Below are 14950 nucleotides of genomic sequence, written 5' to 3'. Positions count from 1 at the left end.
CATGCGCGGCGGAGACGGGGCCCCTTTTTAGTTGCCACACCGTTTCCCGGAGAGTTCCATGAACGCCGCAGTTCCCCAGACCACCCTCGCCCTGCCCACCGCCAAGCTGCTGATCGACGGCGCATTCGTCGAATCGCAAAGCGCCGAATGGGGCGACATCGTCAACCCCGCGACGCAGGAAGTGATCGGCCGCGTGCCGTACGCGACGCTCGACGAGGTCGACGCCGCGATCGCGTCCGCGCAGCGCGCGTTCCAGACGTGGAAGACGACGCCGATCGGCGCGCGGCTGCGCATCATGCTGAAGTTCCAGGATCTCGTGCGCCGCAATCTCGAACGGATCGCGCACACGCTGACCGCCGAACAAGGCAAGACACTGCCCGACGCGCAGGGCGACATCTTCCGCGGTCTCGAAGTCGTCGAGCACGCGTGCTCGATCGGCACGCTGCAGCAAGGCGAATTCGCGGAGAACGTCGCGGGCGGCGTCGATACCTACACGCTGCGCCAGCCGATCGGCGTGTGCGCGGGCATCACGCCGTTCAACTTCCCCGGCATGATCCCGCTGTGGATGTTCCCGATGGCGATCGTGTGCGGCAACACGTTCGTGCTGAAGCCGTCGGAGCAGGACCCGCTGTCGACGATGCAGCTCGTCGAACTCGCCATCGAAGCCGGCGTGCCGCAGGGCGTGCTGAACGTCGTGCACGGCGGCAAGACGGTGGTCGACCGTCTCTGCACGCATCCGGACATCAAGGCGATCTCGTTCGTCGGCTCGACGCGCGTCGGCACGCACGTGTACAACCTCGGCAGCCAGCACGGCAAGCGCGTGCAGTCGATGATGGGCGCGAAGAACCACGCAGTCGTGCTGCCCGATGCGCACCGCGAGCAGTCGATCAACGCACTCGTCGGCGCGGGCTTCGGCGCGGCGGGCCAGCGCTGCATGGCGACGTCGGTTGTCGTGCTGGTCGGCAAGGCGCGCGACTGGCTGCCCGAACTCGTCGAGAAGGCGAAGGCGCTGAAGGTCAATGCGGGCGCGGAAGCCGGTACGGACGTCGGGCCTGTCGTGTCGAAGGCGGCGAAGGAACGCATCCTGTCGCTGATCGACGCGGGCGTGAAGGAAGGCGCGACGCTGTTGCTCGACGGCCGCGACGTGAAGGTGCCCGGCTACGAGCAGGGCAACTTCGTCGGCCCGACGATCTTCTCGGGCGTGACGACCGACATGTCGATCTACACGGAAGAAATCTTCGGGCCAGTGGTGGTCGTGCTCGAAGCCGACACGCTCGACGAAGCGATCGCGCTCGTCAACCGCAACCCGATGGGCAACGGCGTGGGGCTGTTCACGCAGAGCGGAGCGGCCGCGCGCAAGTTCCAGAGCGAGATCGACATCGGCCAGGTCGGCATCAACATCCCGATTCCGGTGCCGGTGCCCTACTTCAGCTTCACGGGCTCGCGCGGCTCGAAGCTCGGCGATCTCGGCCCGTACGGCAAGCAGGTCGTGCAGTTCTACACGCAGACGAAGACGGTCACCGCGCGCTGGTTCGACGACGACGCGACGGCCGGTGGTGTGAACACGACGATCGCGCTGCGCTGAGTGCGAAGCATGGGGCCGGACCAAGCGCTAAGGCGCCAAGTCCGGTCGGCCGCGAAGCATGGGACTGGACCAAGCGCTAAGGCGCCAAGTCCGGTCGGCCGCGAAGCATGGGGCCGCACTAAGCGCTAAAGCGCCAAGTCCGGTCGGCCGCGAAGCATGGGGCCGCACTAAGCGCTAAAGCGCCAAGTCCGGTCGACCGCGAAGCATGGGACCGCACTAAGCGCTAAAGCACCAAGTCCGGTCGACCGCGAAGCATGGGACTGGACCAAGCGCTAAAGCACCAAGTCCGGTCGACCGCAAAGCATGGGACCGGACTAGGTGCTGAAGCGCCAAGTCCGGTCGACCGCGAAGCATGGGACCGGACTAGGCGCTGAAGCGCCAAGTCCGGTCGACACGGAGACCTATACATGGAAATTGCATTCATCGGACTCGGCAACATGGGCGGCCCGATGGCCGCCAACCTGCTGAAAGCCGGCCACGCGCTGACAGTGTTCGACCTCGACGCGCACGCGGTCGAGGTCGCGGTACGCGCGGGCGCGACGGCCGCCAGCTCGCCGCGCGAAGCCGCCGCACAAGGCGCCATCGTGATCACGATGCTGCCGGCCGCGCAGCACGTGCGCGCGGTCTACCTCGGCGACGACGGCGTGCTGGCCGGCGCACGCGCCGGCGCGACGCTGATCGACTGCAGCACGATCGATCCCGGCACCGTGCGCGCGGTGGCCGACGCCGCCGCGCAGCGCGGCTTCCCGCTCGCCGACGCGCCCGTGTCGGGCGGCACCGGCGGCGCGCAGGCCGGCACGCTGACCTTCATGGTCGGCGCGGACGCCGCGCTGTTCGAGCGCATCCGCCCCGTGTTGCTCGCCATGGGCAAGAACGTCGTGCATTGCGGCGGCACGGGCACCGGGCAGATCGCGAAAATCTGCAACAACCTGCTGCTCGGGATCTCGATGATGGGCGTGTCGGAAGCGATGGCGCTCGGCGCCGCGCTCGGGATCGATCCGGCCGTGCTGGCCGGCATCATCAATACGTCGACCGGCCGCTGCTGGAGCTCGGACACGTACAACCCGTATCCGGGCGTGAGCGACACCGCGCCGGCCGCGCGCGGCTACGCGGGCGGCTTCGCGGCGAACCTGATGCTGAAGGATCTCGGGCTCGCGACCGAAGCGGCACGGAGCGCGCACCAGCCGGTGTGGATGGGCGCGCTTGCGCAGCAGCTCTATCAGTCGATGAGCCAGCAGGGGCTCGGCACGCTCGACTTCTCCGCGTGCGTGAAGCTGTACGAGGCGCAGCCGGCGTAACCGCCGCAGCCGACGCCGGACGTGCGCCGACCCGCGATGTGCCTGAACGGCATCGCGGGTCGTTTTGCGTGCGGGGAAGGAAAACGCGGCAGGCGGCGGCGCGTCAACGCCGCCGGTCGCTCAACCGCGCGGGTTCGACGCCGTCTCGAAGGTCGGATGGCACTCGAACGCGAGTTCGGAGCGCGCGCCGACACGGCTGCCGCTGGTCAGCGATTCCTGCTTCATGCTCGCGCGCATCCCGCGCTGCGTGCAGTAGTTGGTGGCTTCGTCGAAGGCCTTCGTATGGGCGTCGGCCCACGTCGTCGACACGCCGACCGTGCGCGTCGTCACGGTAAACACGTTCGGGTTCGACGTCGCGGTCACGTCGGAAGAGGTCGAACACGCGGCGAGCAAGCATGCAGCAGCCGCGACGGTCAACCATCGCAGGGTTCGAAAGGAAACTGGAGTGGACATGGGGGCAAGCGCGCGCCGTTCGACGCGCATTGAGCAACATAGGCGACAGTATGCCTGCTCGATCGCCGGAGATCATGCCCCTTTCAGTGAACACATTGTTTCGAATGGTTAAACGATGATGAAAATGGGGCAATATTTTCGCCCCGTTTCAGGGCCAGATGCCGCCAACGGGTAGTTTTGCCCTGTTGCCCTGCCGTATCGCCGCCCCGCCGCCCTACCGCCGCGCCGTATCGCCGTATCGCCGTATCGTCGTATCGTCGTATCGCCGCATCGCGTTCTCCGCCTGCAGATTAGTGGCGGATCCTTTCGGTGCTTCCACGAGGCTCCGCCGTGTCGGCTGCTTTCGGCGCATGGCGCGGATGTGCGCGGCAGGTCAGCCATGGGCCGACCGTCGAAACCATCCCCCAAGCCCGGCGCGTAGCCACGCGGGCACATCGCTTGCGTCATCGACGCGCCCGCCGATCCGGCGGACCGCATCCTTCCCTCAACCGGCGCTGCGCACCGCGCGCCCCTTCGCGCGGCGATCCCGCATCGCAAGCAGGTGCCATGCGTGCTGCATCGCATCTCCTTGCCTGGCCGGCGCGCGCCGGCATCAGGCTGTCGCCGCCGGTCCGGGAATCGCTACAACGGTCCTTGCAAATCTTTCATGTGCGCGGCAGAGCGCACGCACACCACCCGGGCGCTCGTGCCAGGCCGGCGGCACCCGTCACCCGTCACGCGAACGCCGCCCCCGCGCGCGGCCGGCGCGACGTCCACCGCCCTGGTCAGCCGAGGGTCAGCCGCCGCTCGCGCCGCCCGGCGCGGAGGCCGCGCCCGGCATGCTGGCGCCACCGCTTTCGCCGCCACTGCTGCCGGCCGCGCCGCCGCTGCCCGGCGTGCCCGACGGCGCGGCCGACATGCCGCCCGTGGCGCTCGTATCCGAGCTCGCGCCACCGCTGTCGCTGTCGCTCTTCTTCTGGCAACCCGCGCCTGCCGCCAGACCCGCAATCAGGATGCCGGCGAAGACGGCTCGCGATACATGACGAAATGAATAGCGCTGCATGGCACCTCCGCTGATGTCGATGTGGATGGAGCCCGCTGGCGAGCAATTCGCGTGCCGCGCGGCCGCCGCAGCCACCCGAATTCCATTCATTTTTCAAATGACGCCTAACCGAATATTTAATTTCCCATCATCGGGCCGGCCTTCCATACTCGCGAACAAATCCGAGACATAACGTCCACGGCGGCCGGGCCGGCGCAGCGTTCCCACGTTGCCGGTTTCGCGCCCCGAACATGGAAGGAGACAACGGCGTGCAACTGGAAGCCACCCACCGCCCGGGCATCGTGCTCGGCGCGGACGACGCATCGTATCGACCCGATTCGGCCGCGCGCGATGCGGCGCTGAGCCCGCGGCTGCACAATCCCGACCTCGCGCCGACCAAGGCCGAGGGCCGGACGTGGGGCCGCTACAGCATCTTCGCGCTGTGGACCAACGACGTGCACAACATCGCGAACTACTCGTTCGCCATCGGGCTGTTCGCGCTCGGCCTGTCGGGCTGGCAGATGCTCGCGTCGCTCGCGATCGGCGCGGTGCTGGTGTACTGCTTCATGAACCTCACCGGCTACATGGGCCAGAAGACCGGCGTGCCGTTCCCGGTGATCAGCCGGATGAGCTTCGGCATCTACGGTGCGCTGCTGCCCGCGATGATCCGCGCGGTGATCGCGATCGCATGGTTCGGTATCCAGACCTATCTCGCGTCGGTCGTGCTGCGCGTGCTGCTCACCGCGATCTGGCCGGGCCTAGCCGCCTTCGACCAGAATGCGATCTTCGGGCTGTCGACGCTCGGCTGGGTCACGTTCGTCGCGATCTGGCTCGTGCAGATCGGCATCCTCACGTTCGGAATGGAAATGGTCCGCAAGTACGAGGGGCTGGCCGGCCCGGTGATCCTCGTCACGACGCTGTCGCTCGCCGCGTGGATGGTCAGCCGCACCGGCGGCCATCTCGCGATGTCGATCGGCAAGCCGCTGACCGGCTTCAAGATGTGGACGGAGATCTTCGCGGGTGGCTCGCTGTGGCTCGCGATCTACGGCACGCTGGTGCTCAATTTCTGCGATTTCGCGCGTTCGTCGCCGAGCGCGAAGACGGTGCGCGTGGGCAACTTCTGGGGCCTGCCGGTGAACATCCTCGTGTTCGCGACGATCAGCTTCGTGCTCGCCGGTGCGCAGTTCAAGCTGAACGGCCACATCATCCACAGCCCGACGGAAATCATCGCGACGGTGCCGAACAAGCTGTTCCTCGTGCTCGGCTGCCTCGCGTTCCTGATCGTGACGGTCGCCGTGAACATCATGGCGAACTTCGTCGCGCCGGCCTTCGTGCTGACGAGCCTCGCGCCGCATCGCCTGTCGTTCCGCCGCGCGGGCCTGATCAGCGCGACGGTCGCCGTGCTGATCCTGCCGTGGAACCTGTACAACAGCCCGATCGTGATCGTCTACTTCCTGTCCGGCCTCGGCGCGCTGCTCGGCCCGCTGTACGGGATCATCACGGTCGACTACTGGCTCGTGCGCAAGCAGCGCGTGAACGTGCCCGACCTCTATACCGAAGCGCCGACCGGCACCTACTTCTACACGCGCGGCGTGAACCGCAAGGCGCTTGCGGCGCTCGTGCCGTCCGCGCTGATCTCGATCACGCTCGCCGTCGTGCCGGCCTTCAGCGCGATGACGCCGTTCTCGTGGCTGCTCGGCGCGGCCATCGCGGGCAGCGTGTACTGGCTGCTGGCCGATCGCAAACGGCACTACGAGGAGCGCTCGGGCGAACCCATCGCAGTCGCCTGCGCCCAACACTGAAACACATGCATACGGAGTCGCAATGAGGATCCTGGTAGTCAACGTCAACACGACCGAGTCGATCACCGACGCGATCGCCGCGCAGGCGCAGGCCGCCGCGTCGCCGGGCACGGAGATCGTCGGCCTGACGCCGCGCTTCGGCGCGGAGTCGGTCGAAGGCAACTTCGAGAGCTACCTTGCAGCGATCGCCGTGATGGATCGCGTGCTGAGCTACGACGAGCCGTACGACGCGGTGATCCAGGCCGGCTACGGCGAACACGGCCGCGAAGGTCTGCAGGAACTGCTGACGGTGCCCGTCGTCGACATCACCGAAGCGGCCGCAAGCATCGCGATGCTGCTCGGCCATCGCTACTCGGTCGTCACGACGCTCGACCGCACGGTGCCGCTGATCGAGGATCGCCTGAAGCTCGCCGGGCTCGACGCGCGCTGCGCGTCGGTGCGCGCGAGCGGCCTCGCGGTGCTCGAGCTCGAAGAGAACCCGGCCCGCGCGATCGAGTCGATCGTCGCCGAAGCGCAGCGCGCGGTGAAGGACGATCACGCGGAAGTGATCTGCCTCGGCTGCGGCGGGATGGCCGGCCTCGACCGGCAGATCGAGGAATGCACGGGCGTGCCGGTCGTCGACGGCGTATCGGCCGCGGTCGCGCTCGCCGAGTCGCTGGTGCGCCTGAAACTGAAAACGTCGAAGGTCCGCACGTACGCGCCGCCGCGCCCGAAGCGGATCGTCGGCTGGCCGGGCACCTTCGCCAAATGACGCACCGCCGGCCTACTGCTGCGTCGCGCTCGGGCGCCGGGTCGCCGGGAGGTCGTTCGGCATGCGGGACACGCTAGACCCGAACGCCCTGCCCCGCGACGTGTCCGACGCCGCGGGCGCGCTCGACGCGCTCGATGCACGGTTGATGCGCATCCTGCTCGTGCTGCTGACCGAGCGCACCGTGTCGCGTGCGGCCGTGCGCCTGAACATGTCGCAGCCGGCGACGAGCGCCGCGCTCAAGCGCCTGCGCACGCTGCTCGGCGATCCGCTGCTGGTGCGCAGCCGCTACGGGATGGTGCCGACCGAATTCGGCGCGCGGCTGATCGACCCGCTGCGCAACGCGCTGCGCGTGATCGACTTCATCCGCATCCAGCAACCGACGTTCGACGCGCGCACGTCGGTGCGCACCTACCGGATCGGCTGCCCCGACTACCTGAACGTGCTGTTCGTGCCGAAGCTCGTCGCGCTGTTCCGCGAACGTGCGCCGAACGCGCAGCTCGTGTTCCATCCGCTCGGCGACGGCTTCGACGACGAGCGCGCGCTCGCCGACGGCGAGCTCGACGTCGTGATCGACAATCGCCCGGCGCGCTCGTCGCGGTTCCGGCAGGACGACCTGTTCGACGATCGCGTCGTGTGCCTGATGCGTGCGACGCATCCGCTCGCACGGCGCGGCACGATGACGGCGGCCGATTTTGCCGAAGCGCCGCAGTTGTGCCCGACACCGTCGTGGCTCGAAGCATCCGGCGCGATCGACCGGCAGCTCGAACGCGTGGGTCTGCAGCGGCGGATCGTCGTCACGCTGCCGCACTTCGAACTCGCCGCGCATGCGCTCGTGCGCACCGACTTGCTGCTGACCACCACGTACCGGCTCGCACGGCACTATGCGAAGCTGCTGCCGCTCGCCGCGCTCGCGCTGCCGGCGGAGCCGCCGGACATCGTGTACCGGATGACCTGGAACGAATCGGGCGCGTGCGCCGACGGCGTGCGCTGGCTGCGCGGGTTAATCGCGGAAGCGACGCGCGCGTGGCTCGACGCGGAGGCCAGGCTGCCGGCTGTTGCGGCGGTGGCGGCCGACGCAGTCGCGAACGCGGACGCGCAAAACGGTACGCCAGCCGCGACCGATACGCCCGAACCCACACGACGCACGCGCCGCAGGCAGTCAACGCATTGCCATGCGTCGCATCCGCGGCGTGTCGCCCATGCGGCACGCGTCCATCGCCTCGCGACGAAGTCGCATTGACTGGCGCGATCGACAGGCACGACAACGGGCCAATACGTCAATACACGGCTCGGGCTACGTCGACACGCAGCCCGGCAAAACAGCCGACCCCGAACTGCTTGTCGACGTAGCCTGAGCTGCATATCCACCGGTCATTTCGCCTGTCGATCGCACCAGTCAATGCAAGGCGACTTCGTCGCGACGCGATTCGCAAGACGCGATACGCGATACGCGCTGCAGCGCCAGGCGCGTGATCGACCGCGCCTATCACGCGTGCCGTGCAAGCGCGAGCAGCACCGACAGCGACACGATCGACCCGAGCGTCGACAGCAGGATCGTGCGCGACGTCACCTGCGCTTCGCGCCCGTAGAACTCGGCCAGCATGTACGGCCCGGTGCCGGTCGGCAACGCGGCAAGCACGACGGCGATCTGCGCGAGCACCGGCGGCAGCGCGAACACGCGCACGCCGAGCCACCACGCGAGTGCAGGCTGCACGAACAGCTTCACCGCCGTCAGCGCAACACTGCCGCGCGGCGCCGCGCCGGACCCTTCCCGCTTCTCCGCGAGAAACAGCCCGAGGCTGACGAGCGCGCACGGGCTCGCGGCCGCGCCGAGCAGCTTCAGGAACGTGTCGACCGGCGCGCCGAGCGGCACCTGCGCGGCCGACACGCCGACACCGGCCAGCGGCGCAACGATCAGCGGGTTGCGCAGCAGCGCGCCGACCACCTTCCACATCAGCCTCAGCGGCGCGCGGTCGCGCTGCAGCCCGATCTCGATCAGCACGATCGCGCCGGCGAACAGCACGCACGCCACGAGAATGGTCGCGATCGTGGTCGGCGTGAGGCTGTCGGGGCCGAATGCGAGCAGGCACAGCGGGAAGCCGAGATAGCCGGTGTTCGGATACGACGCGGCAATCGCGTCGATGCTCGCATCGGCAAGCCCGCGCCCCGCGAACAGGCGCCACGCGAGGACTCCGGCGAACACGAGCGCACAGGTCAGCGCGAACGTGGCGACGAAGGCGGGCTGATAAAGCTGGTGCCACGATGCGTGCGCCATGATCTGGAACAGCAGCGCGGGCAGCGCGAGCCACACGACGAAGCGGTTCAGTTCCGAGGCCGCCGCCGGTCCGAGTACGCCGCGCCGGCGGCACAGGAACCCTGCCGCGATCAGCCCGAACACGGGCAACAGAATCTCGATCGTCGATGACATCTGGAATACGCTGCGTGAAACCGGGACGCGCCAGCTTAATGGTTCCGCCGGGTCGCGTCCAATGCGCGGCGCGTGCCACCCCGCGCGTCACGCGCCGTCGCGCATCGGTTGCGTAAGCAACTTGTAGGCAACGACGGCCGCGACGAGCGCCAGCACGCCGCTCACCGTCAGCGCATCGGCGAACCCGCTCGCGAACGCGACGGGCGCCGCCTGCGCGAGCGAACCGGCGGCCGACGGCGGCACGCGCTCGAGCGCCCGCGCCAGGTCGCCGGCCAGCAGGCTCGACATGAACGGCGCATCGGCGAACGCGCGCAAGCCGGGCGCGGCGGACAGCAGCCGGTCGAGCCGCGCCTGCGTGCTCGCCGCCAGCACCGCGCCGAGCACGCCGACGGCCGTCACGATCGCCGAGAAGCGCGTCGTCGTACTGATGCCCGACGCCATGCCCGTGCGGTTCGGCGGTACGCACGCCATGATCGCTTTCTGCGTGTCGCCGTTCATGATGCCCGCGCCGCAGCCCGTCACGAACATGCCGAGCGCGACGAGCCGGTAGTCGCCGCTGGCCGTCAGCGCCGCGGTCGCGAGGTTGCCCGCGCCGATCAGCGCGAGCCCGCCCGCCAGCACGCCGCCGGACGACACGCGCGCGGCGAGCGCCGCGCCGAGCGACGGCCCGGCGATCATCGCGAACGCGAACGGCAGCATCCCGAGCCCCGCGTCGATCGCCGACATCCCGAACGCGTTCTGCAGGTACAGCGGCAGGAACGTCATCATCACCTGCGCGCATGCCGCATAGCCGAACATCGCGAGCACGGCGCCGACGAAGCGCGGCTGGCGGAACAGCGCGAGATCGATCATCGGCCGCGCCTGCCAGCGCTCCGCGCCGAGGAACGCCGCGAACAGCGCGGCGGCGAGCGCGAGCCGGCCGAGCGTCGCGGCCGACAGCCAGCCGTGCGACGGTGCGCCGATCAGCGCCGCGATCGCGCACGCGAGCGCCGCGCCGAACAGCAGGCTGCCGGCCGCATCCACGCGTTTCGCGTGCGGATCGCGCGACTCGTCGATCGCGACGCGCGCGCCGGCCGCGAGCAGCACGCAGACGGGCAGGTTCAGCAGGAACACCCAGCGCCAGCCGATCCATTGCGTGATCGCGCCGCCGACGAGCGGCGCGATGGCCGTCGCGATCCCCATGCACATGCCCCAGATCGCCCACGCGCGCGCCCGTTCGCGCCCTTCCGGAAAACGGTTCGCGATCACGGCGAGCGCGGCCGTCAGCAGCAGCGCGGCGCCGCCGCCCTTCACTGCCCGCGCGGCGATCAGCCAGCCGGCCGACGGCGCAACGCCACAGCCGAGCGACGCGAGAAAGAACAGCGCGAGCCCCGCGAAGAGCATCCGCTTGCGCCCGAAGCGGTCGGCGAGCCCGCCGGCCGGCAGCAGGCATGCGGCGAACGCGGTCATGTACGCGCTCACGACCCATTCGATATCGGCGAAGCTCGCATGGAAACTGCGCGCGATGCTCGGCAGCGACACGGCGACGACGTTGGTGTCGAGCACGATCAGCGAGCAGGTCGCGGACGCGACGGCGAGTGTCGCGGCGGCCGGCAGGCGGGCGCCCGTGCGCAGGGCGGCAGCCGCGCCTGTGCGCGACGCCGGTGAAGGCTGGGACATCGGCTACTCCGGAACAGGATGAACGAACCGTATGCTAGGCTTGTCCCGTATTGCCTGTCATTGACACTCCGATGCTGTTTTATTGACGAAAATTGCAATCATGGATCGGCTCGAATTCCGTCACGTGCGCGCATTCCTGAGCGTCGCGCAGCACCTGCACTTCGCCCGCGCGGCCGAAGCGCTCGACATGGCGCCGCCCGCGCTCACACGGCAGATCCAGGAGGCCGAGCGCGTGCTCGGCGTGCGCCTCTTTCACCGGTCGCGCCGCGCGGTCACGCTGAGTGCGGCCGGCGAAGCCTATCTCGCCGAGGCCAGTGCCGCGGTCGAACACCTGCAGCGCGGCCGCGAACTCGCGGCATTGGCCGAGCGCGGCGAACTCGGCCGGATCGAGATCGGCTACGTGTCGTCGGCCGTCTATTCGGGCACGCTGCAGCGCACGGTCGGCGCATTTCGTGCCGCGCACCCGCGCATCGAGCTGAACCTGCGCGAAGTGCCGATGGACGACGTCGCGAACCAGCTCGACACGGGCCAGCTCGATCTTGCATACGTGCGCCCGCCGCTGCCGCTGCCCGGCGGCCTGCGGATCGTCACGCTGCAGCGCGACGTGTTCGTCGCGGCCGTGCCGGCCGGGTCGCGCTACGCGTCGCTGGCCACCCTTCGTGCGGCCGACCTCGCCGACGCGCGCTTCGCGGTGCCCGAACAGGAGCGCGGCACGCTCGAAGTCGCGCGCCGCGGCCGCTTCGCCCCGCTGATCGCCGCGCGCCCGGGCGGCCTGCTGGCGGTACTCGCGTGCGTGTCGGTGAACGGCTGGGTCGCGGTGATTCCCGATGCGCTCGCCGGCTGCGTGTCGCTGCCGGGTGTCGTGTACCGGCCGATCGCCGGCAAGCCGATCACGTCGGAACTGGCGCTCGTGCACCGGCGCTTCGAAAAGGCGCCGGCGGTGCGCGCGTTCCTGCGGACGGTTCCGGCCGCCGCGCAAGACCCTGCTTAAGACGCCAAACAAAACGCCCGCGTGCGGCGATGGCGGCCGTGCTGGCCGCTGCGGCGTGAATATGCATTGCACGATTCGATGTTTGTCGGCCGGAAACCGATTCCGTAACCTGCCCGGCAGCCGCGCCGCCTGCGCGCGGATCACCGAGGACACCCCGCCGATGAATCCATCCTCCGCCCCGGCGCGCCGCCGCGTGCTGCAGCGTCTTGCCGCCCTCGCCGCCGCGCCGCTTGCCGGCGGCATCGCCCTGCCCGCCGATGCGGCCGGCGCCGACTTGTCGGGCGTCACGCTCGTGCTCGGCGACCAGGCCGGCGGCCTGCGCGCGCTCGCCGAAGCCGCGCGCGTGCTCGACGGTACGCGTTACCGGTTCCGCTGGGCCAACTTCCAGGGTGCCGCGCCGCTGTTCGAGGCGCAACGTGCGGGGGCGATCGATCTCGCGCCGGCCGGCGACCTGCCCGTGCTGACGGCCGCGCTCGGCGACCCGTCGTTGCGGATCGTCGCGACGCGCGTCGGATCACCGGCGTCGCTCGGCATCGTCGTGCAGCCCGATTCGCCGGTCCGCACCGTCGCCGACCTGAAAGGGCAGACCGTCGTCGTATCGTCCGCGCGCGGCAGCATCTCGCAGTACCAGCTGTACGGCGCGCTGCACGAACACGGCCTCGCGCCGCGCGACGTCGACGTGCGCTTCGTGCTGCCCGTCGACGCGTTCGCCGCGTTCGAGGCGAAGCGGATCGGCATCTGGGCGACGTTCGACCCGTATTACGGGCATGCGGTACGGCGCGGCGCGCGCATCCTCCGCGACGGCAGCGGCATCAATTCCGGGCTGGCGTTCCTCACGTCGCCGGTCGAAACGCTCGACGATCGCGCCAAGCGCGCGGCGCTCGCGGACGTGCTGGCGCGGCTCGCCCGCGCGGGTCAATGGGCGCTCGCCCATCCGGCCGACTATGCGAACGTGTATGCGTCGCTCACGCGCCTGCCTCCCGATGCGGCCACCGACATCGTGCGCCGGGCCGCGCTCGCGCAGCGCAGCCTCAGCGGCGCCGACATCGACGTGCTGCAGCGGGTCGCCGACCGCGCGGCGGCCGACGCGATCCTGCCACGGCGCGTCGATGTCGCATCGATCGCGATCCGGAACGTGTCGGCCTGAACGATGCCGCGCGTAGCTGTGCTCAGCGTGGCCGCGCCATGTCGAGGTCCGGCACGTCGTCGCCGAACGTCGACGCGACGAGCGTGCGCATCGCGGCGACCAGCAGCGTCGGCCCCGACTGGTTGAACGTGCAGCGCTCGCCCGCGGCCGGCACGGCCCGGTGCAGTACGGCCCGCCACGCGCCGTGCCCGCCGTCGCGCTCGAATGCGGCGAACGGCACACGCTCGACGATCGGGCCGCCGTCCGTCCACGAGGTCGACGGTGCGAACGGCGTCGGCACCCCGCCCGCCGCGCGAATCGACGTACATCCGGATGCATCGGCACGCGGGGCGTCGTGGCCTTCCGCGACCGCGACCCAGTAATCCAGCGGCGCACCTGTCAGATCCTGGACTTGCATGACTGTCTCCGTGACCGTCGTCGTCAAGTCGACATGCTAACCGTTGCACGCGCGTCCGTTGCGTCTCCGATGACGCCACGGCGCCCTGCCAGCGTGCCGGCCATATTGCTGAAGCGTGACGCCCTGCGTCCTCCGCACGGGGCTGCCAGCCATCGGAACCCCGCCGCCGCGTCACGCAACGTCGACGTGCCCGTCTACGCATCCGCCGCACCGGCATCGATTCGTGCTACGAATCCCCGATTCCTGCCTACAATGTTCAGAACGCCAGTCGTCCGGCCTGCAACGGACGGCAACCGGATCCATACGGTGCAGCACAGGCCGGATCTCTCGGGGGACGTATGTCCGCGCACGCCAGAAAGCCACTGGTCTCGCTCGTCGTGCCGTTCCACGACGAGGACGAAGCAATCGACGTGTTCTTTGCAACAACACTGCCCATCCTCGAATCGGTCGAGTCGGTCCGTTTCGAGATCGTGTGCATCAACGACGGCAGCCGCGACGATACGCTCGGCAGGCTGATCGATGTCGCGGCGGGCGACGCGCGCGTGCGCATCGTCGATCTCACCCGGCGCTTCGGCAAGGAAGCCGCACTCACCGCCGGCATCGACGAAGCCGCCGGCACCGCGGTGATCCTGATCGATGCCGACCTGCAGGACCCACCCGCGCTGATCCCCGCGATGATCGAACGCTGGCTCGCCGGCGCCGAGGTCGTTGCCGCGAAGCGCACCGATCGCCTGTGCGACCCGCTGATGCAACGCGTGGCCGCCGCGCTCTACTACCGCGTGCACAACCGGCTCTCCGAAGTCGAGATGCCCGAAAACGTCGGCGATTTCCGGCTGATGGACCGCCAGGTCGTCGACGCGCTGCGCGCGCTGCCCGAGCGGCGGCGCTTCATGAAAGGCCTGTTCGCGTGGGTCGGCTATCGCACCGAGATCATCGAATACACGCGTGCGCCACGCAGCGGCGGTCGCTCCAAATTCTCCGGATGGCGGCGCTGGAACTTCGCACTCGAAGGCATCACGAGCTTCAGCACCGTGCCGCTGCGCGTGTGGACCTACATCGGCCTCGCGTTCGCCGCGCTGTCGTTCGTCTACGGCACATTCATCGTCATGCGCACGCTGCTGTTCGGCAATCCCGTGCACGGCTACGCGTCGCTGATCTCCGTGATGCTGTTCATCGGCGGCATCCAGCTGATCGGCATCGGCGTGATCGGCGAATACCTCGGCCGCATTTATCACGAGTCGAAGCAGCGCCCGGTCTATCTCGTGCGGCGGCGCTATCACGCGCAGCGGGACGCCGCCGCGCATCCGGCATCGAAGCTGCTGCAGTTTCCGCTCAAGCGCGCGCACGCGGCCCGCCGCCGGACGGCGATACCCGCAGCCGCCGGCCACGGTGCCGCGCGGAAAGCATCCGTCAAGTAA

Annotated in this window: 13 protein-coding genes; 8 read left to right on the top strand and 5 right to left on the bottom strand. The window is 69.3% G+C overall.

Annotation, left to right across the window (positions count from 1 at the left end; all coding sequences use genetic code 11):
- Positions 1–58 precede the first annotated feature (58 nt).
- Together LGN19_RS00980 and mmsB are read left to right on the top strand one after the other, a co-directional pair.
- Positions 59–1585, top strand: a complete 1527-nt coding sequence (locus tag LGN19_RS00980) for a CoA-acylating methylmalonate-semialdehyde dehydrogenase (protein WP_085043171.1) — start codon at positions 59–61, stop codon at positions 1583–1585.
- A gap of 407 nt (positions 1586–1992) precedes the next feature.
- Positions 1993–2883: a 3-hydroxyisobutyrate dehydrogenase gene (gene mmsB, locus LGN19_RS00975; RefSeq protein WP_174958507.1), complete on the top strand. Its 891-nt coding sequence runs from the start codon at positions 1993–1995 to the stop codon at positions 2881–2883.
- 120 nt (positions 2884–3003) lie between these two features.
- Here mmsB and LGN19_RS00970 read toward each other — a convergent pair whose 3' ends face one another.
- Both LGN19_RS00970 and LGN19_RS00965 read right to left on the bottom strand, forming a co-directional pair.
- Positions 3004–3336 carry a hypothetical protein gene (locus tag LGN19_RS00970; RefSeq protein WP_174958506.1) on the bottom strand — a complete coding sequence of 111 codons (333 nt, stop codon included), beginning with the start codon at positions 3334–3336 and terminating at the stop codon, positions 3004–3006.
- Between the two features lie 775 nt (positions 3337–4111).
- Positions 4112–4378, bottom strand: a complete 267-nt coding sequence (locus tag LGN19_RS00965; protein WP_226212876.1) for a hypothetical protein — start codon at positions 4376–4378, stop codon at positions 4112–4114.
- 230 nt (positions 4379–4608) lie between these two features.
- Between LGN19_RS00965 and LGN19_RS00960 the strand changes: the two genes are divergently transcribed.
- The 3 genes from LGN19_RS00960 to LGN19_RS00950 all read left to right on the top strand — a co-directional run bounded on the left by LGN19_RS00960 (position 4609) and on the right by LGN19_RS00950 (position 8150).
- Positions 4609–6159 carry an NCS1 family nucleobase:cation symporter-1 gene (locus LGN19_RS00960; protein WP_226212875.1) on the top strand — a complete coding sequence of 517 codons (1551 nt, stop codon included), beginning with the start codon at positions 4609–4611 and terminating at the stop codon, positions 6157–6159.
- 22 nt (positions 6160–6181) lie between these two features.
- A complete protein-coding gene (locus LGN19_RS00955) occupies positions 6182–6910 on the top strand; it encodes an aspartate/glutamate racemase family protein (protein WP_226212874.1) in 729 nt (242 codons plus the stop codon).
- A gap of 61 nt (positions 6911–6971) precedes the next feature.
- On the top strand, positions 6972–8150 hold the full coding sequence (locus LGN19_RS00950; protein ID WP_226212873.1) for a LysR family transcriptional regulator: 1179 nt from the start codon (positions 6972–6974) through the stop codon (positions 8148–8150).
- A gap of 246 nt (positions 8151–8396) precedes the next feature.
- Here LGN19_RS00950 and LGN19_RS00945 read toward each other — a convergent pair whose 3' ends face one another.
- Both LGN19_RS00945 and LGN19_RS00940 read right to left on the bottom strand, forming a co-directional pair.
- Complete coding sequence (locus LGN19_RS00945) at positions 8397–9338, bottom strand: AEC family transporter (protein WP_226212872.1); 942 nt, start codon at positions 9336–9338, stop codon at positions 8397–8399.
- An 87-nt stretch (positions 9339–9425) separates the two neighbouring features.
- On the bottom strand, positions 9426–10997 hold the full coding sequence (locus LGN19_RS00940) for an MFS transporter (RefSeq protein ID WP_226212871.1): 1572 nt from the start codon (positions 10995–10997) through the stop codon (positions 9426–9428).
- A gap of 100 nt (positions 10998–11097) precedes the next feature.
- On the opposite strand from LGN19_RS00940, the gene LGN19_RS00935 reads away from it, so the two are divergent.
- Positions 11098–11988 (top strand): LysR family transcriptional regulator, encoded by an 891-nt coding sequence (locus LGN19_RS00935; protein ID WP_226212870.1) that lies wholly within the window; start codon positions 11098–11100, stop codon positions 11986–11988.
- 160 nt (positions 11989–12148) lie between these two features.
- Positions 12149–13135, top strand: coding sequence for an ABC transporter substrate-binding protein (locus LGN19_RS00930; protein WP_226212869.1), 987 nt, complete (start codon positions 12149–12151; stop codon positions 13133–13135).
- A 22-nt stretch (positions 13136–13157) separates the two neighbouring features.
- Here the strand turns inward: LGN19_RS00930 and LGN19_RS00925 are convergent, their stop codons facing one another.
- Positions 13158–13532: a phage protein NinX family protein gene (locus LGN19_RS00925; RefSeq protein ID WP_226212868.1), complete on the bottom strand. Its 375-nt coding sequence runs from the start codon at positions 13530–13532 to the stop codon at positions 13158–13160.
- Positions 13533–13870: 338 nt separating this feature from the next.
- Between LGN19_RS00925 and LGN19_RS00920 the strand changes: the two genes are divergently transcribed.
- The gene (locus LGN19_RS00920) at positions 13871–14950 is read left to right on the top strand and encodes a glycosyltransferase family 2 protein (RefSeq protein ID WP_226212867.1); all 1080 of its coding nucleotides are present in this window, start codon (positions 13871–13873) and stop codon (positions 14948–14950) included.

Origin of the sequence: Burkholderia sp. AU30198 (assembly GCF_020419825.1) — a bacterium.
Taxonomy (GTDB): Bacteria; Pseudomonadota; Gammaproteobacteria; order Burkholderiales; family Burkholderiaceae; genus Burkholderia.
This window is presented reverse-complemented; position numbering and strand designations above follow the sequence as displayed.

Bases quoted from the DNA above. Each gene is read 5' to 3' on its own strand.
- LGN19_RS00980 (WP_085043171.1), top strand. From the start codon at position 59: ATGAACGCCGCAGTTCCCCAGACCACCCTCGCCCTGCCCACCGCCAAG.
- mmsB (WP_174958507.1), top strand. From the start codon at position 1,993: ATGGAAATTGCATTCATCGGACTCGGCAACATGGGCGGCCCGATGGCC.
- LGN19_RS00970 (WP_174958506.1), bottom strand. From the start codon at position 3,336: ATGTCCACTCCAGTTTCCTTTCGAACCCTGCGATGGTTGACCGTCGCG.
- LGN19_RS00965 (WP_226212876.1), bottom strand. From the start codon at position 4,378: ATGCAGCGCTATTCATTTCGTCATGTATCGCGAGCCGTCTTCGCCGGC.
- LGN19_RS00960 (WP_226212875.1), top strand. From the start codon at position 4,609: ATGGAAGGAGACAACGGCGTGCAACTGGAAGCCACCCACCGCCCGGGC.
- LGN19_RS00955 (WP_226212874.1), top strand. From the start codon at position 6,182: ATGAGGATCCTGGTAGTCAACGTCAACACGACCGAGTCGATCACCGAC.
- LGN19_RS00950 (WP_226212873.1), top strand. From the start codon at position 6,972: ATGCGGGACACGCTAGACCCGAACGCCCTGCCCCGCGACGTGTCCGAC.
- LGN19_RS00945 (WP_226212872.1), bottom strand. From the start codon at position 9,338: ATGTCATCGACGATCGAGATTCTGTTGCCCGTGTTCGGGCTGATCGCG.
- LGN19_RS00940 (WP_226212871.1), bottom strand. From the start codon at position 10,997: ATGTCCCAGCCTTCACCGGCGTCGCGCACAGGCGCGGCTGCCGCCCTG.
- LGN19_RS00935 (WP_226212870.1), top strand. From the start codon at position 11,098: ATGGATCGGCTCGAATTCCGTCACGTGCGCGCATTCCTGAGCGTCGCG.
- LGN19_RS00930 (WP_226212869.1), top strand. From the start codon at position 12,149: ATGAATCCATCCTCCGCCCCGGCGCGCCGCCGCGTGCTGCAGCGTCTT.
- LGN19_RS00925 (WP_226212868.1), bottom strand. From the start codon at position 13,532: ATGCAAGTCCAGGATCTGACAGGTGCGCCGCTGGATTACTGGGTCGCG.
- LGN19_RS00920 (WP_226212867.1), top strand. From the start codon at position 13,871: ATGTCCGCGCACGCCAGAAAGCCACTGGTCTCGCTCGTCGTGCCGTTC.